The 18,645-nt window shown below is 69.4% G+C and carries 15 protein-coding genes; 10 read left to right on the forward strand and 5 right to left on the reverse strand.

All coding sequences use genetic code 11. The annotated features are described in order from the left end of the window. The first annotated feature begins 17 nt into the window (after positions 1 to 17). The 4 genes from ACQP1P_RS15805 (at position 18) to ACQP1P_RS15820 (ending at position 4,100) form a co-directional block, all read left to right on the forward strand. Positions 18 to 542 (forward strand): type 1 glutamine amidotransferase domain-containing protein, encoded by a 525-nt coding sequence (locus ACQP1P_RS15805; RefSeq protein WP_433087417.1) that lies wholly within the window; start codon positions 18 to 20, stop codon positions 540 to 542. A 171-nt stretch (positions 543 to 713) separates the two neighbouring features. Further along, the gene (locus tag ACQP1P_RS15810; protein WP_433087418.1) at positions 714 to 2,381 is read left to right on the forward strand and encodes a GMC family oxidoreductase; all 1,668 of its coding nucleotides are present in this window, start codon (positions 714 to 716) and stop codon (positions 2,379 to 2,381) included. A 32-nt stretch (positions 2,382 to 2,413) separates the two neighbouring features. Further along, positions 2,414 to 3,133 carry a gluconate 2-dehydrogenase subunit 3 family protein gene (locus tag ACQP1P_RS15815; RefSeq protein WP_433087419.1) on the forward strand — a complete coding sequence of 240 codons (720 nt, stop codon included), beginning with the start codon at positions 2,414 to 2,416 and terminating at the stop codon, positions 3,131 to 3,133. A 154-nt stretch (positions 3,134 to 3,287) separates the two neighbouring features. Beyond that, a complete protein-coding gene (locus ACQP1P_RS15820) occupies positions 3,288 to 4,100 on the forward strand; it encodes a FadR/GntR family transcriptional regulator (RefSeq protein ID WP_433087420.1) in 813 nt (270 codons plus the stop codon). A 67-nt stretch (positions 4,101 to 4,167) separates the two neighbouring features. Here ACQP1P_RS15820 and ACQP1P_RS15825 read toward each other — a convergent pair whose 3' ends face one another. Genes ACQP1P_RS15825 through ACQP1P_RS15835 form a run of 3 tightly spaced genes read right to left on the reverse strand, consistent with a single transcriptional unit; the run spans position 4,168 to position 6,639 of the window. Continuing rightward, positions 4,168 to 5,007, reverse strand: coding sequence for an N-acyl homoserine lactonase family protein (locus tag ACQP1P_RS15825; RefSeq protein ID WP_433087421.1), 840 nt, complete (start codon positions 5,005 to 5,007; stop codon positions 4,168 to 4,170). Then, entirely contained in the window at positions 5,004 to 5,651 is a 648-nt protein-coding gene (dhaL, locus tag ACQP1P_RS15830) for a dihydroxyacetone kinase subunit DhaL (protein WP_433087422.1), read from the reverse strand. Before dhaL ends, ACQP1P_RS15825 begins: the two co-directional genes overlap by 4 nt. A gap of 1 nt (position 5,652) precedes the next feature. Next, entirely contained in the window at positions 5,653 to 6,639 is a 987-nt protein-coding gene (locus ACQP1P_RS15835; RefSeq protein WP_433087423.1) for a dihydroxyacetone kinase subunit DhaK, read from the reverse strand. 167 nt (positions 6,640 to 6,806) lie between these two features. Between ACQP1P_RS15835 and ACQP1P_RS15840 the strand changes: the two genes are divergently transcribed. The 5 genes from ACQP1P_RS15840 (at position 6,807) to ACQP1P_RS15860 (ending at position 12,867) form a co-directional block, all read left to right on the forward strand. Beyond that, positions 6,807 to 8,411, forward strand: a complete 1,605-nt coding sequence (locus ACQP1P_RS15840; protein WP_433087424.1) for a sugar ABC transporter ATP-binding protein — start codon at positions 6,807 to 6,809, stop codon at positions 8,409 to 8,411. Beyond that, complete coding sequence (locus tag ACQP1P_RS15845) at positions 8,408 to 9,436, forward strand: ABC transporter permease (protein ID WP_433087425.1); 1,029 nt, start codon at positions 8,408 to 8,410, stop codon at positions 9,434 to 9,436. The genes ACQP1P_RS15840 and ACQP1P_RS15845 overlap by 4 nt, the downstream gene beginning before the upstream one ends. After that, complete coding sequence (locus tag ACQP1P_RS15850; RefSeq protein ID WP_433087426.1) at positions 9,433 to 10,434, forward strand: ABC transporter permease; 1,002 nt, start codon at positions 9,433 to 9,435, stop codon at positions 10,432 to 10,434. Before ACQP1P_RS15845 ends, ACQP1P_RS15850 begins: the two co-directional genes overlap by 4 nt. Before the next feature lie 67 nt (positions 10,435 to 10,501). Continuing rightward, positions 10,502 to 11,638, forward strand: coding sequence for a sugar ABC transporter substrate-binding protein (locus ACQP1P_RS15855; protein WP_433087427.1), 1,137 nt, complete (start codon positions 10,502 to 10,504; stop codon positions 11,636 to 11,638). A 98-nt stretch (positions 11,639 to 11,736) separates the two neighbouring features. Then, a complete protein-coding gene (locus ACQP1P_RS15860; protein WP_433087428.1) occupies positions 11,737 to 12,867 on the forward strand; it encodes a mandelate racemase/muconate lactonizing enzyme family protein in 1,131 nt (376 codons plus the stop codon). A gap of 145 nt (positions 12,868 to 13,012) precedes the next feature. On the opposite strand, the gene ACQP1P_RS15865 is transcribed toward ACQP1P_RS15860, so the two are convergent. Both ACQP1P_RS15865 and ACQP1P_RS15870 read right to left on the reverse strand, forming a co-directional pair. After that, the gene (locus tag ACQP1P_RS15865; RefSeq protein ID WP_433087429.1) at positions 13,013 to 14,407 is read right to left on the reverse strand and encodes a non-reducing end alpha-L-arabinofuranosidase family hydrolase; all 1,395 of its coding nucleotides are present in this window, start codon (positions 14,405 to 14,407) and stop codon (positions 13,013 to 13,015) included. A 443-nt stretch (positions 14,408 to 14,850) separates the two neighbouring features. Beyond that, positions 14,851 to 15,909, reverse strand: a complete 1,059-nt coding sequence (locus ACQP1P_RS15870; protein ID WP_433087430.1) for a LacI family DNA-binding transcriptional regulator — start codon at positions 15,907 to 15,909, stop codon at positions 14,851 to 14,853. 401 nt (positions 15,910 to 16,310) lie between these two features. Here ACQP1P_RS15870 and ACQP1P_RS15875 point away from each other — a divergent pair, with 401 nt between their 5' ends. Then, on the forward strand, positions 16,311 to 18,407 hold the full coding sequence (locus tag ACQP1P_RS15875) for a cellulose binding domain-containing protein (RefSeq protein ID WP_433087431.1): 2,097 nt from the start codon (positions 16,311 to 16,313) through the stop codon (positions 18,405 to 18,407). Positions 18,408 to 18,645 lie beyond the last annotated feature (238 nt).

Below are 18,645 nucleotides of genomic sequence, written 5' to 3' on the forward strand. Positions count from 1 at the left end.
CGACAGAAGGACGTGAAATGTCGCTCTCAGGCAAGCGCGTGGCCCTGCTGATCGAAGACGAGTACCAGATCCTCGAGGGCTGGTACCCCTTGCTGCGCCTGCAGGAAGCCGGCGCCGACGTTCGCGTCATCGGCAGCGGTACCAAGAACGTGTACGACAGCAAGGAGCACTACCCGATGCAGGCCGACGCGGCCGCGCAGGACGTGTCCGCCGAAGAGTTCGACGCGGTGGTCATCCCTGGGGGCTTTGCTCCCGACAACATGCGCCTGCACCCGGAGATGGTGGACCTGGTCCGCGACGCCTACGAGTCGGGCAAGCTCGTTGCCGCCATCTGCCACGGCGGCTGGATGCTCGCCTCGGCCGGCGCGACGAAGGGCCGCAGGATCACCGGTTACCTCCCGATCCGCATCGACGTGGAGAACGCCGGCGGGACGTGGGTCGACGAGCCGGTCGTCGAGGACGGCAACGTCATCACCTCCCGCACGCCGGTCGACCTGCCCCAGTTCGGCCGGGCGATCGTCCAGTACCTCGAGCGCGCCTAGCGCGTGCGGCGGCGGTTGGGCCACGAGCACGCCGCAGTCCGTCGCCGTGCGGTGCGCCGAGCGCGTCACGCGTCGGCACGCCGACATCGCCGCCAGAGAACACGCCCGGCAACGCCGACGCGCCCGGGCTTCTGACCTCTTCATGGCCCATCCAACAAGGGGATAGGGAAAATGACATACACCCCCAAGCCGGAGCCGGTCGACGCGATCGTCGTGGGACTCGGCGCGACCGGTGGCACCGCCGTCAAGGTGCTCGCCGAAGCCGGTATGAAGGTCGTCGGCTTCGACCGTGGGCCGTGGCTGCGTGCTCACGAGCACTACTCCGGCGACGAAGTCAAGTACGTCAACCGCAACTATCTCTGGCCGGATCCGAAGTTGTTTCCCAGGACGCTGCGCCACGACGAGAACTCGGTCGCGGAGGTGTTCCCGTTCTCGCCGACCCCGCAGCTCGTCGGCGGCGGCACCAACCACTGGGCCGGCTGGGTGCCGCGGCCGCGTGAGTCGGACTTCATCCAGCGCACGCTGCACGGCGACCTGGAGGGCGCGAGCCTCGCCGACTGGCCGATCCGCTACGAGCACCTCGAGCCCTACCTGACCAAGGTGGAGTGGGAGTTCGGCGTCTCCGGCGTGGCCGGCGCGGACAAGTACGAGCCGTTTCGCAGCAAGCCGTACCCGAGCGCGCCGCTGCGCCCGACCCGGTTCGGCAAGCGGTTCTACGACGCGGCCAAGAAGATGGGGATCAACGCGTTTCCGATCCCGCACGCCATGGTCACGAACCGGCACAAGGGCCGGGATCCGTTCAACAAGACCAGCTTCTGGAACCAGTACGGCGACCCGAGCGGCGCCCGGTCGAACACGCTGACGACCTTCATCCCGGAGGCGGTGGCGACCGGCAACTTCGAGCTGCGCTCCGAGTGTTTCGTGCGGGAGATCAAGGTCGGCAAGGACGGCCGGGCCACCGGTGTCGTCTACATCGACCCGGACGGTCACGAGGTCGAGCAGGACGCGAAGGTGGTCGTGCTGAGCCTCGGCGCCATCGAGTCGGCGCGGCTGATGCTGATGTCGAAGTCCGCGCAGCACCCCGATGGTCTCGCCAACTCCAGTGGCCTGGTGGGCAAGAACGCCACGTTCCACGAGTACGTGTTCGCCGTGGGCCTGTTCGACAAGGAGGTTGACGACCCGCTGTATGGCTGGGCCGGCAACTACATCAGCGGCGGAACGTTCGAGTTCTACGAGACCGATGCGTCCCGCGGCCACATCGGCGGTTGCCTGATCTCGGCCTCGCAGACGGTCCACCCGGTCAACTGGGTCTTCCCGGGCCGGCCGAGCTGGGGCAGCGCCCTCAAGGACGCCGATCGCGACTACTTCAACTACGCGATGAAGATCGGCGCGATCCTGCACGACATGCCGCGCGAGTCCAACCGCGTCGACCTGGACCCGACCGTCAAGGACGCCTGGGGCCTGCCCGTCGCCCGGATCACCCACCAGCCGCACGACAACGACGTACGCATGAGCAAATGGCAGGTGGACAAGAACGCCGAGATCCTCGAGGTCGCCGGCGCCCGCAAGACGGTCCCGGTCTACCTCGACCGGATGACCGGCAACACCTGCCACCAGCACGGCACGGCCCGGATGGGCAACGACCCGGCCAAGTCGGTGCTCAACGAGTGGTGCCAGACCCACGACATCGACAATCTCTTCGTCGTGGACGGCTCGGGCTTCCCGACGTCGACCGGCGTCAACCCGACGCTGACGATGATGGCCAACGCCTGGCGCGCGTGCGACTACATCGTCTCGACCTATGCCAAGGGCCGCGAAGAGCACGTCAAGGTCAACTAGCCAACCGTGTTTCACCAAGGAAGGAGGGCATTGTGACCCTCAAGGCCGACTGGGAGATCGCCGGTTCGCCGGTCGACCCCGACTCGAACGAGCGGCTGTTCTTCACCGAGCACGAGTGGGAGACGATCGAGGCCGCCACGGCCCGCATCATCCCGACCGACCACGACCCCGGCGCCCGTGAGGCGCGGGTGGTGGTGTTCATCGACCGGTACCTGTCCGGCATCGACTACGTCTTCGCCGCGGCCGACGGCAGCGGGTTCCTCAGACTGACCGGCAAGTTCGCCGAGGCGTGGCGGGCCCGGATGTGGGACATGCAGCAGACGTACCGGCAGGGCATTCGTGACCTGGACGCGGTGGCCCGGACGAACTACAACGCCGACTTCAAGGGCCTGACCGAGCAGCAGCAGGACAGCGTGCTGGAGATCTACTCCGGCGCGCCGAAACCAGCCAAGGTCACCCTGGGCACGACGGAGGCGGTGACGACCTTCCTGCAGGGCACCTTCGACGAGGGTATGACGTTCTTCCCGGCGCTCTGCCTGCACACCAAGCAGGGCTTCTACTGCGATCCGGTCTACGGCGGGAACAAGGACCAGATCGGCTGGAAGGTCATCGGCTTCCCGGGCCCGAAGTCGCTGAAGGACACGATGGACGGTACCTACGACACGAGCCCGTACTTCATGGAGGGCGAGTACACCTGGGACGACCTCGTTCCGTACCTGCGGGAGAATCCATTCCGGCCTGCCGGAGGGTGACCCGGAGCGGGATCCGGGCCGGCTCCGGCGCGGCGTGACCCGGGCTCCCGGCGAATGACACGAGTCTTCGCCGGGAGCCGGCGTCGTGCCGTTGTCACTTGCCAGCCGCGCCGTCCAACGGCAAAAGTAAGCGTCTATCGCGACGATGGTAGGGTTGTGTTCAGGCCACCTGACCATTGCCGAAGAGACTTGCTCCATTTCGGGTGCGACAGTAAGTCCGCTCAATGAAGGGGGTCACGTGATGACCGGCACCAGCACCGGTGGCATTGAACCGGTTCGCCGGCTGAAAGTCGCCGATTCGGTTGCTGCCCAGCTCGAGCAGCTGATCACCCGCGGCGACTACAAGCCCGGCGAGAAGCTGCCGCCGGAGCGTGTCCTCGCGGAGCGGTTCGGCGTCGGGCGCAGCTCGATGCGTGAGGCGATCCGGGTGGTCGAGGCCGCCGGTCTGCTGCGGACCGACCACGGCCGGGGCGTCTTTGTCATCAGCGACAAGAAGGCCCGGCCGACGCTGTCCGAGCTGCTGGTGTTCGACGACTTCACCGTCCCGGAGCTGTTCGAGGTGCGGTTGTCGCTCGAGCCGGACGCCGCGAGCCTCGCCGCCCGGCGCATCACCGCGCAGGAAGGTGCCGAGCTCGAGCGGATTCTGGCCGAGGCCGCCGATCCGCAGCTGAGCGACGACGCGTTCGTCAAGCTCGACGCCGAGCTGCACCGCGCGATCGTCCGGGCGACGAAGAACACGCTGCTGCTGCGGCTCATGGAGAGCATCGAGCCGCTCTTCTTCAAGTACTCGCACCGAGTGATCCAACTGCCGGGGCGCCGTGCGCACGCGCACGAGGGTCACGTCCAGCTGTGCCAGGCCATCATCGGCCACCGGCTGCGCGACGCCAGGGTCGCGGCGCTCAACCACATCCGCGACGTCGAGCGGGACATCGCCGAGCACTTGGAGCAGGCCGGCGACCGGCGCTGAGCCCGTACAAACGCCGATGTGCCCGCCCCGCAGCGCCATTGCCGCGGGGCGGGCACGCTGCTGTGGGTCAGGCCCCGGCGGCGAGGTCCAGCATCGGTGCGTGGTGCCGCGCAGGCCGGTGGCCCACCTTCCGCAGCGGCTCGGGCGCCTTCGGCAGCGCCTCGAACAGGGCCAGGTCGTGGCCGGTGACGAGGAGGGCGTCCGTCGCGGCCGCCAGCGCGGTGAGCCGATGCATGGACTGCACGGCCGTCACGCTGTCGGTGGTGATGCCCGGCGGGAGATCCTTCTCGATGCACGCGGCGGTGTTGATCGCGTCGCCGGCGAGGACGACATTGCCCAGGTCCGGGACGTCCCAGAGCACCACTGACTGATGCCCGGGGGTATGGCCCGGTGTCATCACCAGCTGGATGCCGGGGAGCATGTGCCAGTCCCCGTCCGCGAGGGTCCACCTCGTCGTCGTGAAGTCCGCCGGCACGTACGCCTTGCCGGCGTGCCCGTCGGGGCTGAGCGCCCACCGGTGCTCGGCGCGCTGCACGACGTGGACGGCGTCGGGAAAGATCCGCCCGCCGCCGGCGTGGTCGTGGTGGAGGTGTGTGTAGACCACGGCCTTGACGTCACGCGGCGCGAGGCCGAGCAGCCGGAGCTGCTCGGCCGGGTGGTGGTGCGGTTCCATGAGGGGGCGGGCGGCCGTCGCCAGCGCGGCTCCCCAGGTCCCGACCGGGTCGGTGATCACGCCGGGGTCGTTGCCGGTATCGACCAGGACGTACCCCGCGCTGGTGCCGACGAGGAACATCTGGATCGGTACCGCGACGCGGCGGCCGAAGTCGGAGCCCGGCACGACGAAACTCGACTCCACCTCCAGCAGACCGCCGTCGAGGAGGTGCAGTGAGGTGACGGACGACTTCATGCGGCTGCCGCCTCGGCGCTTGCGTGCAGGCACCGGAACAGCAGCGCCATCGAGGTCGCGCCGGCATCGACGTGGCCGCGGCTGCGGTCGCCGACGTAGCTTCCCCGGCCCATCCTGGCCACCATGTCGGCGGTGGCGTCGCGACCCTCCTCGGCCGCCGCGGCGGCGCGCCCGAGCGCTTCCACGAGGCCGCAGGAGCGGGTGTCGAGGGACTGCAGCGCGGTGACGGCCGGGTGTATCGCGTCGACCAGCGTTTTGTCGCCGGGGGCCGAGCCGCCGAGCTCGCGGATGCCGTCCAGGGCGGAACCCAGGCCTGCGCGGAGGCGCTCGAGGTCCAGGGCGGTCCGGCCCTCGCCCACATCGCTCAGCCGGAGGAAGAACGTGCCGTAGAGCGCGCCGCTGGCGCCGCCGACGGAGTTCACCAAGGCCATGGCGACGGCCGACAACTGCTCCTGGACGTCGGTGAACGTCGCGTTGCGCAGGAGGGCCTGCACCGCGGCGGCACCCTGGCCGAGGTTCGAGCCGTGCTCGCCGTCGCCGGTGGCCGAGTCGAGGTCGTTGAGGTGCGACTCCGCGGCGATGACCTCGGCGCAGAAGCGCTCCAGCCAGGCCTTCGCGGTGTCCTGCGACAGTTCCGCGGTCATGTCAGACTCCCCAGCGCAGCGACGGAGTGTGTACGGGCCGGTCCCACAGTTCGAGCATGTCGTCATCGAGCTTGAGCACGGTCAGCAGCGCACCGTGTGAGTCGAGCGACGTGATGTAGTTGCCCACCAGGCTGCGGATCGGGTCGGCGCCGAGCTTCAGCAGGCGGTCCCGGACCGCGGCGAACAGCCCGTGCAGCTCGATGGAGGGGGTGGAGCCGAGGCCGCTGAGCAGGACCAGGACGCGGTTGCCCGCCTGGAGGCCCAGCTCGGCGGAGACCTTCTCCAGCAGGACGTCCGCGATCTCGTCGACCGGCGGGAGCGGCCGGCGTTCCTGGCCGCGGTCGCCGCCGATGCCGACACCAACCTCGTACTCCCCGTCGGGCAGCTCGAACGTGCGCCGCCCGGTCTTCGGATGCGTGCAGGAGCTCAACGCGACGCCGAACGTCCGGCTGTGCCCGACGACCCGGCGGGCAATGGCGGCGACCTCGTCGAGCGAACGCCCCTCCTCGGCCGCGGCGCCGGCAATCTTCTCGACCAGCACCGTGGCGCCCAGTCCGCGGCGTCTGCCCTCGAGCGCCGGCGGGAAGGACGCGTCGTCGTTGACCAAGACCTTCTCGATCCGGATGCCCTTGCGGCGCAGGATCTCGGCGGCGAGCCCGAAGTTCATGACCTCGCCGCCGAAGTTCTTGATGATGTACAGCACGCCCGCGCCGTGGTCGGCGCTCTCGGTGGCCGCCATGATCTGGTTCGGCACGGGGGAGGTGAACACCTCACCGGGGCAGGCGGCGTCGAGCATGCCCAGCCCGACGTAGCCCGCGTGCAGCGGTTCGCAGCCGGACCCGCCACCCGAGATGAGTCCCACCTTGCCGGGCCGGGCCGCGGCCCGCCGTACGACGATGCGGCGTTGCTGGTCGAACTCGACGACGTCGGGGTTGGCGGCAGCCAGTCCGCGCAGGTAGTCCGCGACGACCGTGGAGGCCTCGCCCATGATTTTCTGCACCCTGTACGCCCCCTTTCTGCATGGATGGGCCGGGTGGTGCCGGCGCCGAGCCGGACGAAGAAACCGCGGGAACCTCTTGACTTTGCGGTCGAGCGCTCAGGATATTGGTCCGACCACCCGATCACAAGACCAGTGGTTCGCGGAGAGGAACAGGTATGAAGGCGCCGTCCCCACTGCCGGCCGAGGCGCAGCAACCCGTCGAGGTGCCGCACCTGCGTATGACGGACATCCGAAAGCGTTTCCAGGGGGTGCAGGCCCTCGACGGGGTGAGCCTGTCGGTGCGCAGCGGCGAGATCCATGCCCTGCTCGGCGGCAACGGCGCGGGCAAGTCGACGTTGCTGAACGTGCTGTCCGGCACCGTCACGCCGGACTCCGGCCGCATCGAACTGGCCGGCGAGGAGGTGTCGATCGGACACCCCCGGCAAGCCCAGGCGCTGGGGATCAGCACCATCCACCAGGAGCTCTCCACGGTGCCGGACCTGACCGTCCTCGAGAACATCTTCCTCGGGCGGGAGGAGGCGCTGACCGGCAAGCGCTCGATGTTCGTCAACCGCCGCCGGATCGCGCGACAGATTCAGGATCTGGCCGGCGAGTTCGGGATCAGCCGATCCGAGCTGTGGCGTCCGGTCGGTGAGTTCGGCGCGCTCAAGAAGCGCGCCATCGAGATCGTCAAGGCTCTGGCCGTACCGCCGAAGATCCTGATCCTCGACGAGCCCACATCGGGCCTGGAGGAGCACGAGAAGACGCTGCTCTTCGAGCACATGCGCAGCCTGCAGCGGCGCGGTGTCGCGCTGATCTGGGTCACCCACCACCTCGACGAGATTTTCGGGCTGGCGGACGTGGCCACCGTGATGCGCGACGGGCGCACCATCGCGCGCACGGAGACGGCGCGGCTCACGAAGCGCGAGCTGGCCGCGCAGATGTTCGGCGGCGACGCCATGGAACTCATGGAGGCCGCCGACACCGTTCCCGCGCCGAGGAGCCGGGCCGACGGCGACGACGCGCCGCCGCGGCTGCGGGCGCGGAACCTGACCCGCCACGGGGTGCTCCGCGACATCTCCTTCGAGGTGCGGCGCGGGGAGATCCTGGGCATCGGGGGATTGGCCGGCGCCGGGCGCACCGAGCTGGTGCGGTCCCTGATGGGCCTGGACAAGCTGTCGTCCGGCCAGATCGAGATCGACGGGCGGGTCCGCCGGATCCGCCATCCGAAGGTGGCCTACAAGGCGGGCCTCGCCATGGTGCCGGAGGACCGTAAACAGCTGGGCATCCTTCCGGAGTTCTCCGTCGCCGAGAACATCTCCATCGCTGAGCTCGGCTCCGTCACGGCCGCCGGCGTGCTGCGCGGGCGGCGCGAGCGGACGCTCGCCGACGGGTACATCCGCAGCCTCGGCATCAAGACCCCGGGCGGCACGGAGATGATCCGCAACCTCAGCGGCGGCAATCAACAGAAGGCGATCATCGCGCGTTGCCTGAACACCAGACCGTCCATCCTCATTTTCGACGAGCCGACGCAGGGCATCGACATCCACGCCAAGGCCGAGGTGCACCGCCTCATCCGGGAGGTCGCGGAAGAGGGGACCTCGGTGATCGTCATCGCCTCAGAGTTCTCCGAGCTCATCAGCCTCTGTGACCGGGTGGTCGTCCTGAACCGCGGGGCGCTCGTCGGCGAGATCCGTGACATCCCCGACCGAGTGGCGACAGAGGGCTACGACGCCGTCAAGAACGCCATCATCGACAAAGCATCGAGAGCTGACCGATGACAACATTTCGCTCGGGCGCCGCTCGAATCCTCGGGATCGACGGCGTTCCCATCCTGCTGGCCCTCATCGTGGTCACCGCCGGCTTCGCCCTGGCCGTACCGTCGTTCGCCGACGGTGACTCCATCAAGTACTACCTCAACGAAGAAGTACCGATCTTCATCATCACGGCCGGTCTCGCCCTGGTCGTCATCGCCGGCGGGATCGATCTCTCGGTCGGCGCCGTCCTGGGCCTGAGCGCGGGCACCTCGCTGTGGGCATCGATGCACGGGTTCAGCTCGGTGGTGGCGGTGCTCGTCGGCGTCGGGACGGGCCTGGCCTTCGGGCTCGTCAACGGCCTGGTGATCGTCAAGTTCCGGCTCAACGACTTCATCGTGACGCTGGGAACGCTGAACGTGGCGGCCGGCCTGCTCGTGGTACTCACCGACCACGTCCAGCTCGTCGGGACGCCGGACTCGAAGTACCTCGCCGTCGCCGGTACCTCCATGGGCGGCCTCACCAGTGCCATGGTGCTGGCGGTGGTTGTCATCGCGGTGCTGCACCTCGTGCTGGTCAAAACCCCGTTCGGCCGCAAGATCCGCGCGACCGGCATGGGCAGTGCCCCGGCGTTGGTCGCCGGCATCGACGTCGGGCGGGTCAAGCTCTACGCCTACCTGGTGTCGGGCGCCCTGGCCGGATTCGGCGGCGTGCTCCTGGCCTCCCGGCTCAACTCCGTCCAGCCCGGCATGGCCAGCGGGTACGAACTCGTCGCGGTCGCCGCAGCGGTGCTCGGCGGCGTGAGCCTCGCGGGCGGCCGGGGTGGCATCTGGCAGGCCGGCCTCGGCGCGCTGCTGCTGGTCACCCTCAAGCAGGGTTTCCGGCTCATGGGCGTCGACCCGCTCATCTTCTCCATCATCACGGGCGTCTGCATCCTCGTCGGCGTGATCGTGGACCGCGGTGTCCGCCGCTTCGCGCTGACGTTGCGAACCCCCGAGCCCGTGCAACCACCGTCCGGAGAACTGCGGCCGGCGACAAGTGAGGGACGATGACCACCATCGGGACTGAGCGGGTGTCCGCCTTCCGCATCCGGGTCCTGCGGGATCCCTCGTTCGGCATCCTCGCGCTCCTGGTCGTCGCGGTGGCCGTGATGTCGTTCGCCGAACCGACGTTCGCCACCGCCGGCAACCTGACCAACATCGTCAACGCGATGATCACCGTGAGCTTCCTGGCCATCGGTATGACCGTGGTGCTCGTCGCCGGCGGTCTGGATCTGTCGGTGGGCTCGGTGATGGGCCTCAGCGCGGGTGTGGCGGCCAGTTGCCTCAACAACGGGCTGCCCCTGGCGGTGGCCTTCCTCGCCGCGTTGGGCGTCGGTGCGGGCATCGGGCTGATCAACGGGCTGCTGATCACGAAGCTGGGCATCCCGGACTTCATCGTGACCCTCGCCATGCTCGGCCTGGCAGGCGGGTTCCTGCTGTACTGGACCGCCGGTGTGCCGATCCTCGGCTACATGACCGAGCCCTACTACTACGTCGGCGGGCTGCGCCGGATCCTCGGCCCGATCACCGTGCCGATGCTGCTGGTGCTCATGGTCGGCGTGGCGGTCTCGGTCTTCCTCCGCCGCACCGCCCTCGGCGTGAAGTTCTACGCGGTCGGCAGCTCACCCACCGGTGCCATGCACGCCGGCATCCGGGTCGACCGCATCAAGATCGCGGCGTACGTCATCAGCGGGCTCATGGCCGCGGTGGCCGGCATCCACATCGCCGGCCGTACCACCACCGTGCCGCCCCTGATCGGCAACGGCTACGAGATCAGTGCCATCGCGGCGGCCGTGATCGGCGGCGCTTCGCTTGCCGGCGGCAAGGGGCGGGTGATCGGCGCCCTCGTCGGCGCGCTCACCCTGACGCTGACCCGCAACATCATCAACCTGACCGGCGTCGAGTCGAGCTGGCAGGCCGTGGTCACCGGCCTGGTACTCATCCTCGCGATTCTGGCGAACCAGGCGTGGAGCGGCATCGCCCGTTCGGTCGGTGCACCCCGCCGCTGACGCGCAGCGCGGACCACAGACACCCCTGCAACACCCCGTACACCCCACACAGTCAGAGGAGATCGACATGGCCAACTTCGAAGGGTTATCGCGCCGGGGCCTGCTGCGGACCGCCGGGTTGCTGAGCGGAGCAGGCGTGGGCGGGGCTCTGCTCGCCGGCTGCTCGCCCAACGGCGGCGCATCGGGCGCCGGCGGTGGGGGCGGAACGACCAGCGAGTCGTTCGACGAGGCTATCAAGAAGATCGTCAACGGCCGGGAGATCAAGGTCGGCTTCACCCCGCCGGTCCTCTCGGAGAACTTCACCCAGATCGAGCACGCCGCCTGGCGCAGGATGCACGAGTACGAGCAGCGGTTCGGCTGCCGCTGGATCTGGGAGCGCCAGGCGCCGGTCGGCGACTTCAACGCGGTGCAGGGCACCCTCGGCATCGTCCAGTCGTGGGTCTCGCGCAAGTTCGACGCCATCGCCGTGTGCACCGGCGCCAACTTCGCGACGGTGCAAGGTCTCTACCGCGACGCCTCGGCGAAGGGCGTCAAGATCTACCAGTTCAACCAGCCCGCCGAGCTCTACCCCGAGGACCAGCTGCAGACCGTCACCAACGTCGGCTACGACAACAGGTGGCAGTCGGGCTACCTCGCCGGCAAGTACATCGCGGAGAAGCTCAAAGGCCAGGGCAACATCCTGCAGATCTGGGGCCCGTCGGGCTCGGACTGGACCCGCGGTCGCAAGATCGGCTTCGACAAGGCCCTCGCCGAGTACCCGGGGATCAAAGTGGTCGGGGAGGCCGACGGCGGATACGTGCGCGACAAGGGCTTCGCCGCGGCGCAGGACCTGCTCACCAAGAACCGTAACGTCAACGCCGTCTACGGCGAGAACGAGGAGATGGCCCTGGGCGCGTCCCAGGCGATCGACACCGCCGGGCTCAAGCACTGGGACGGCGCCAGCGGGATCCTGACCGTCGGCGCCGACGGCCTCGTCTCCGGCTACAAGCAGATCGTGGCCGGCAAGCTGACCGCCACCGTGGACATCGGCGGCATCGACCAGGGGCAGAACCTCATCGAGGCGATTTTCGTCTCGGCCGTGCTCGGCCAGGCGGTGACCCAGTTCATCAACAACCCCACCCAGGTGGTCGACAAGTCCAATGTGGACTGGCACCTGGCGTACACCGAGTGGGGCCTCGCGGCCCCGAAGAAGTATGGCGCCTGAGTCGACGGATCAGGCCCGAAGGGGGGGTCGGCGGTGTTCCAGCCGCCGGCTCACCTCAACGTCCAGCAATCAGCAACTAGGCGAACGGTGAGTCGAACATGAAGATCGCGGGCGTACGGGCATATCCCGTCGGGCTGCCCCTCGAGGAGGAGCTGCGCTGGGGTGCGATGGCGGTGACGACCAAGGGCGGCATCATCGTCGAGGTGAGCACCAGCGATGGGCTGGTGGGGATCGGCGAGGCCGGCTTCTCGGCCGAGTACTTCCCGACCGTGGGCCCGCTGATCAACGGGCAGCTCGGTCCGATGATCACCGGCCGCGACCCCCGGGACATCGGCGCGCTGTGGCACGACATGATGCGAGCGACGCACATGTGGGGCCGCCGGGGCGTCGAGACGTACGCGCTGAGCGGCATCGACATCGCCCTCTGGGATTTGCTCGGGAAGATCACCGGGCAGCCGGTCCACCGGCTGCTCGGCACGTCGCAGCACTCGGTGCGAGCCTACTTCGCGCCGTCGTTGAAGCCTGTCGACCAGGCCGTCGCCGAGGCCCGGGAGGCGGTGGCGGCCGGCTACACGGCGATCAAGCTGCGCGTGGACGGTGACCTGTCCCGGGCGATCCAGCTCGTCGAGGCGGTGCGATCCGCGGTCGGCACGGACGTGGACCTGATGGTCGACGCCAACATGGCCTACGAGCGCAGGGGCGCCCTGGCCCTCGCCAAGGAGCTGCACAACCTCCACGTGGCCTGGCTGGAAGAGCCCATCATGTCGCGTAGCCTGTCGCAGTACGTGTCGGGCCATTCATGGCTCGCGGACCGGATCGACATCCCGCTCGCGGGCGGCGAGTCGCTGCTGACCCGGTACGAGTACATCGATCTCATGGCGAACCTGCCGTTCGACATCATCCAGCCGGACGCCGCCAGCGTGGGCGGCATCTCCGAGCTCAAGCGGATCGCGGACATGGCCAGCGCCTGGAACCTGCGGTGCGTGCCGCACATCGGCTGCTCGTCGGGGACCGGCATCGGCATCCACGCCGGCCTGCAGGTCATCCTCAGCTGCGACAACGCACCGCTCATCGAGTTCGACGCCTACGGCGGGCTCGGCTGGGAAGGCTTCCTCGTCAACCCGCCCGTGGTCACCGACGGCCGCGTCTGGGGCAGCGAGGAGCCCGGGATCGGCGCGCGTATCGCTGACGGCGCGGCCGAACGCTACCGTGTCGGCATCGGGGCCTGACCGCATGCAACGGGTTACGCCGCGATCTGTTGCGGGGTAACCGATGTGAGGCGGGCCCGGCATCGCACCGAGCCCGCCTTTCCGAGCGGCGTACCCCGTTCCTCGCGGCCGCGGGGAACCCTCGGGCCGCATATGCGTCACGCGGTCAGCGCTGCAGGGTCAGCACTGCCGGCCGCCAGGGCAGCAGGTTGTAGCTGGTGCCGTCGGAGCCGGGGTCCCGCCCCTGGTAGAGCAGCTGCAGGTTGCAGGGGTCGATGGTCTTCGTCTGGTCGGGGTTGCTGCGCACCAGGTCGCCGTGGCTGATGTCATTGGTCCAGGCGGCGCCGCTGTTGGCCTTGCCGGCGAAGGGATTGCTCTCGGTCGCGGCCTGCGGGGTCCACGCGCCGCTCAGGCTGGTGGCCGTGAACGAGCGGAAGTAGCGGCCGTGCGCGCCCATCGCCTCGACGAGCATCAGGTACTGGTTGCGGCCCTGCACCTTGTACACCTCGACCGCTTCGAACAGGTTGGCCGTCGTGTCGGTCATGACCGTGGTGTAGGTCGAGCCGAAGCTGCCCGGGAAGTTCCCGATGGGCATGCTGGCCCGGTAGATGCTGCCGTTGTCCCCGGCGAAGAACAGGTACATGTTCGTGCCGTCACCGATGAGTGTCTGGTCGAGCGGGGCGGACCCGGGAATGCTCCCGGAGAACAGCGGCTGGTTCGGCGACCATCCGTTCGCGTTGGTGGGATCGCTCGAGGTCTTGTAGAAGAAGGGCGTCGCGCCCCACTGGCCGGCCAGCACCCAGATGTTCTTCGGCGCGAAGTAGATCAGCTCCGGCGCGACGGCGGACGAGGACATCCCGTTCTGGGCGGCCGAGCCCATGTCCGACCAGTTGGTGAAGGTGCCGAAGTTCATCGAGCCGTACGACCCGTTCGTGTCGGTCGTCGACCCGTAGACGAGATGCCTGCCGTTGTAGACGACGCTGGTGAAGTCCTTGAGCCCGACCCAGCCCGCCTTGGGGGTGGCCAGCGGGCCCGTCGACGTCCAGCGGTATGTCGACGGCAGCGAGCAGTCCCCGCCCGAGGGGGAGCTGCTGGGGCTGTGCGACGGCGAGGGGCTGGAGGCGCTCGTGGACGGGTTGACGCCGCCGGTGCAGGGGGTGCCGTTGAGGGCGAAGCTGGTCGGGCTGGGGTTGGTGCCGGTCCACGAGCCGTTGAACCCGAAGGTGGTACCGGCGCCGGTGGCGATGGTGCCGTTGTAGGAGGCGTTGGTGACGGTGACGTTCGCGCCGGACTGGGTCACCGTGCCGTTCCAGAGCTGCGTGATGGTCTGCCCGGCCGTGAACGACCAGGTCAGTCGCCAGTTCGTGACCGGGTCACCGAGGTTGGTGATGGTCACGTTCGCGCCGAAGCCGCCCTGCCAGGAGCTGGACACCGTGTAGTCCACGCGGCACCCGGTCGCGGCCTGTGCGGGCTGTGCGGTGATGACGCCGGACAGCCCGGCCGCCGTCAGGCCGGCCGCCGCGACGATCGCCAGACGTGACCGATAGCGGGAGTACTGCATCTGCAACCTCCAATGTGGAGCGGAACGGCGCGGAAGGTGCCACGAGGGCTCGTCCTGCGGGCTCACGGCGACGGGGCCGGAGTCTCGGGGAGGTTATCGCTCGTAACAGTGACGTCAACCGATGCGTGATGGCGGGGTCGGCGCGGCCGTCCGGTGTTGATCATGATCCGTTCGAGCCGGTACGCCGTGCCCGGTCCGCGACGTGGGCCGCCGTCGGTGCCGCGCCGGCGGCCGTGGCCAGCGCGCGGACCGGCACGGGCGGGGCGAGGGCGCGGGGCGGGCGGCGGCGCTCGGACGGAGCGGCCCGCGGGCGGGAGAGCGCCGTTGGCCGGCCGGCGACGGCCGCGCGCGACGCGATCCCCGGCAGAAAGTTTCTCGAAAATCCGCCGATCGATCTTGCCGTCCGGGCGCTCGTCATGCGGCGCATCGGACCCGGACCGGGCTCAGGGCGCCGGGGGTGCGGTGCTGTCGCGGACGACGAGGGCGGTGGCGAGTTCCAGGCCGGTGTGGGTGGCGGGGTCACCACGGCCGAGGGCCAATGCCATCTCGGTCGCGGCGGCGGCCATCTCGGTGAGGGGCTGGTGCACGGTGGTCAGTGGCGGGTCGGCCCAGGCCGCGATGGGAAGGTCATCGAAGCCGACGACGCTGAGGTCGTCCGGGACGCGCAGGCCCGCTTCCCGGGCGGCCTGGTAGACGCCGAGCGCCTGCAGGTCGTTGCTCGCGAAGATCGCGGTCGGGCGTGGGGTGCGGGACAGCAGCGCGCGGGCGGCGGCGTGGCCGTCCTCCCGGGTGAGGTGGCCGGTGCGGGCCACCAGGTCCGGGTCGTAGGGCAGCCCCGCGGCCTCCAGCGCCGAGCGGTGGCCGGCCAGGCGGGCCCGGCAGCACAGGATGCTCTCGGGGCCACTGATCATGGCGATCCGGTGGTGGCCGAGGCCGATGAGGTGACTGGTCGCGGACTGGCCGCCGGTCCAGTTGGTGGCGCCGACGAACGGTACGTCGGCAGGCAGTTCCGCAGTGGGGTCGAACACGACGAACGGGATGCCGCGCGCCTGCAGCTGCTCGCGTTCGGCGGCCGAGCACTGGGCGACGCGGATGACGTAGCCGGGGCGATGGGACGGCATCTCGTCCAGCCGGACCGGGGTTTCGGTGTCGTGCAGGCCGAACTGCGAGACCAGCACCCGGACATGGTTGGCCCGCGCGACCTGTTCGACGCCGCGGATGATCTCCACCGCCCAGACGCTCGCCAGTTCCGGGAACACCAGCTCCATCAGCTTGGACCGGGCGCTCGGGGCGGGGCGGCGGTATCCGTGCCGGCTGATGGCCGCCTCGACGCGGGCGCGGGTGTCGGCGGCCACCCCGGACCGGCGGTTGATCACCTTGGACACCGTCGGGACCGACACCCCGGCCGACTCGGCGATGACCGAGATCGTGACCGGTCTGGAGGCGTCCCCCCGCAGGCGTTCGAGCTCCGCGTCCGCTCCGTGCGCGCCGGTCTCCGACAACGTCTGCTCCCATTTCGGCGGATCTCGTCCGAGGTCAGGATAGACAACCCCGGGGCGGCTCCGGCGGTACGCGCTCGCCGGCCTTCGATACTTTCCGAGTTCGAGCCCGATACTTCAGGCCGGTCTTCTGGAAAGTTTCAGAGCGGGTCCGGCTCCCGGCGTCCGTCGAGACCGGCGCGGAGGTCGCTCGATCCCACGTCACGGCCGCCACGCGCGGGGGATTCGTGATCCGGCCACGGTGGCGCGGCCGCGTGCGATTGACCGACGTGGATCTGACCGGCCATAGTCGCGGCCATCCGTCCTGCCGGACTGGTGAGGACCGCACCGGCGGTCCGGGGCCGCCGGTGCTGACCCGGTACCGCCGGGTCCCTCTGCAGTGGAGGACTCAGATGCATCGCTCCATGCACCGCCTCCGTGCCGCGGTGGCCGCGGTCGTGGCCCTCGGCGGTGCCGTACTGATCAGCGGGTCGACGGCGGCGGGCGCGGCGAGTCCCGCCGCGAGCCCCGCACCGGTGCACGTCACGGTCAACGCGCGGGAGGGGCTCGGTACCGTGCCGGCCACCGCCTACGGCGCCAACCAGGCCGTCTGGGACACGAACATGAACACGCAGGCATCGGTGGACCTCCTCGGCCGCGCCGGTGTGCGGATGATGCGCTATCCCGGCGGCTCCTACGGCGACGGATACCACTGGCAGACCAACACCGTCTCGGGGGGCGGGTACGTGGCCCCCGGAACGGACTTCGACTCGTTCATGCGCACCACGCAGACCATCGCAGCGCAGGCGATCCTCATCGCCAACTACGGCTCCGGCACGCCGCAGGAGGCGGCCGACTGGGTCCGGTACGCCAACGTCACGAAGGGGTACGGTGTCACGTACTGGGAGATCGGCAACGAGCTGTACGGCAACGGCTACTACGGCGCGAACTGGGAGCTGGACTACCACGACGCCAAAGGCCCGGCCGCGTACGCGAACCTGGTCGTGCAGTACGCGAAGGCGATGAAAGCGGTCGACCCGACCATCAAGGTCGGAGCGGTCCTCACCGACCCGGGCAACTGGCCCGACGGTGTCGTCACCGCCGGCGACACCGGGGACTGGAACCGCACGGTGCTGTCGATCGCCGGGCCGTTCATCGACTTCGGCATCATGCACTACTACCCCAACCACACCACCGCCGCGGACGTGCTGCAGCAGGTCAAGCTCCTGCCCGCGGAACTGGCGCAGGTCCGGCAGAAGATCAACCAGTACGCGGGTCCGAACGGCCCGAACATCGGCATCGCCATCACCGAGACCGCGTCGAACTACCAGTCCGACACGCAGGTGGGCGGGTTGTTCACCGCCGACGTGTACTTCACCGCGCTGGAGAGCGGCGTGTTCACCGTCGACTACTGGGACACCCGCAACGGCATGCCCGACGACGGCGTGTCCACCGCGCCGGACGGGACGACCTCCTACGGCGACGGAGGCATGATCTCCAGCGGCAACTGCAACAGCGACCACGTCTGCGAGCCGCCGCTGAACACGCCCTTCGCCCCGTACTACGCGCTGCAGATGCTCAGCAAGGTCGCGCTGCCCGGCGACACCCTCGTCAAAGCGGCCTCGGACAACCAGCTGGTCTCCGCGCACGCCGCCCGCAACGCCAACGGCCAGCTGAGCGTCGAACTGGTCAACCTGGACCCGGCCAACGCCTACACCGTGAACCTGGGCTACGACGGGTGGACGCCGAGCGGGGCCACGCCGACGGTGTACACCCTCGGCTCCGGGTACACCTCGATCACCGCCTCGACGCAGGGCACCGCGGGTACGCAGGTGATCCCGCCGTACACGATCATGACGTTGAAGCTCACGCCCTCCGCCACCAATCCGGTCGCCACGGCGCTGACCGCCCCCGGCACCCCGGCGGTCGGTGCCGTCACCGCGAACACCGCGACCATCTCCTGGCCGCCGTCCACCGGCGCGGCCGTCACCCGGTACGCCGTGTACCAGCAGAACGGCACGAACAGCGTGCTGCTCGGCGAGTCGACGTCAACCTCGTTCACCGCGCGCAACCTGCTGCCGGGCACGGCGTACACGCTCAATGTCCTGGCCACGGACCAGCGGGGCTACCTGTCGATGCCCTCGCAGCCGGTCACGTTCATCACCGGTACCCCGCGCGAGAGCACCTGCGTCGTGACCTACGACGTCGCCACGGGCTGGGGCAGCGGCTTCGTGGCGAACATCAGCGTGACCAACACCGGCCCGACCCCGATCACCGGTTGGACCCTCGCGTTCAGCTTCCGGGCGGCGACGGAGTCCGTCTCCGGCAGCACCTGGAACGCCGTATTCGCCGCCAGCGGCCAGAACGTGATCGTCACGCCGATGAGCTGGAACGCCACTCTCGCCGCGGGCGCCGGCAACACCGTGAGCTTCGGGTTCACGGGCAACCAGACCGGCGCCAACCCGCCACCTGCCGCGTTCACGCTCAACGGCACCGTCTGCACGAGCACGTACTCGCCCTGACCGCACCCGGCCGTTCGTCGTGGCGATCGCCTACGGGCCGGGCCGGCAATGACCGTACCGCTCCCTGGGCGAGGTCAACCGCCGCCGGGCCGCCGCGTCCGAGCCCGGCACCGTCCTGCCCGCCGTCGCCACCTTTCGGCACGCCGTCTGGGGCGGGCTGCGCGACAGGTACGGCCTGCGCGAGGGCGGCGGCATTGCTCAGCGGGTGACGCGTCGGGGCCGCCTTCGTGCTGCTGGC

The sequence above is a fragment of the Dactylosporangium sp. CA-052675 genome (assembly GCF_050947935.1).
GTDB lineage: Bacteria > Actinomycetota > Actinomycetes > Mycobacteriales > Micromonosporaceae > Dactylosporangium.

Bases quoted from the DNA above. Each gene is read 5' to 3' on its own strand.
- ACQP1P_RS15805 (WP_433087417.1), top strand. From the start codon at position 18: ATGTCGCTCTCAGGCAAGCGCGTGGCCCTGCTGATCGAAGACGAGTAC.
- ACQP1P_RS15810 (WP_433087418.1), top strand. From the start codon at position 714: ATGACATACACCCCCAAGCCGGAGCCGGTCGACGCGATCGTCGTGGGA.
- ACQP1P_RS15825 (WP_433087421.1), bottom strand. From the start codon at position 5,007: ATGAAGTCGTCCGTCACCTCACTGCACCTCCTCGACGGCGGTCTGCTG.
- dhaL (WP_433087422.1), bottom strand. From the start codon at position 5,651: ATGACCGCGGAACTGTCGCAGGACACCGCGAAGGCCTGGCTGGAGCGC.
- ACQP1P_RS15835 (WP_433087423.1), bottom strand. From the start codon at position 6,639: ATGGGCGAGGCCTCCACGGTCGTCGCGGACTACCTGCGCGGACTGGCT.
- ACQP1P_RS15840 (WP_433087424.1), top strand. From the start codon at position 6,807: ATGAAGGCGCCGTCCCCACTGCCGGCCGAGGCGCAGCAACCCGTCGAG.
- ACQP1P_RS15845 (WP_433087425.1), top strand. From the start codon at position 8,408: ATGACAACATTTCGCTCGGGCGCCGCTCGAATCCTCGGGATCGACGGC.
- ACQP1P_RS15850 (WP_433087426.1), top strand. From the start codon at position 9,433: ATGACCACCATCGGGACTGAGCGGGTGTCCGCCTTCCGCATCCGGGTC.
- ACQP1P_RS15855 (WP_433087427.1), top strand. From the start codon at position 10,502: ATGGCCAACTTCGAAGGGTTATCGCGCCGGGGCCTGCTGCGGACCGCC.
- ACQP1P_RS15860 (WP_433087428.1), top strand. From the start codon at position 11,737: ATGAAGATCGCGGGCGTACGGGCATATCCCGTCGGGCTGCCCCTCGAG.
- ACQP1P_RS15865 (WP_433087429.1), bottom strand. From the start codon at position 14,407: ATGCAGTACTCCCGCTATCGGTCACGTCTGGCGATCGTCGCGGCGGCC.
- ACQP1P_RS15875 (WP_433087431.1), top strand. From the start codon at position 16,311: ATGCACCGCCTCCGTGCCGCGGTGGCCGCGGTCGTGGCCCTCGGCGGT.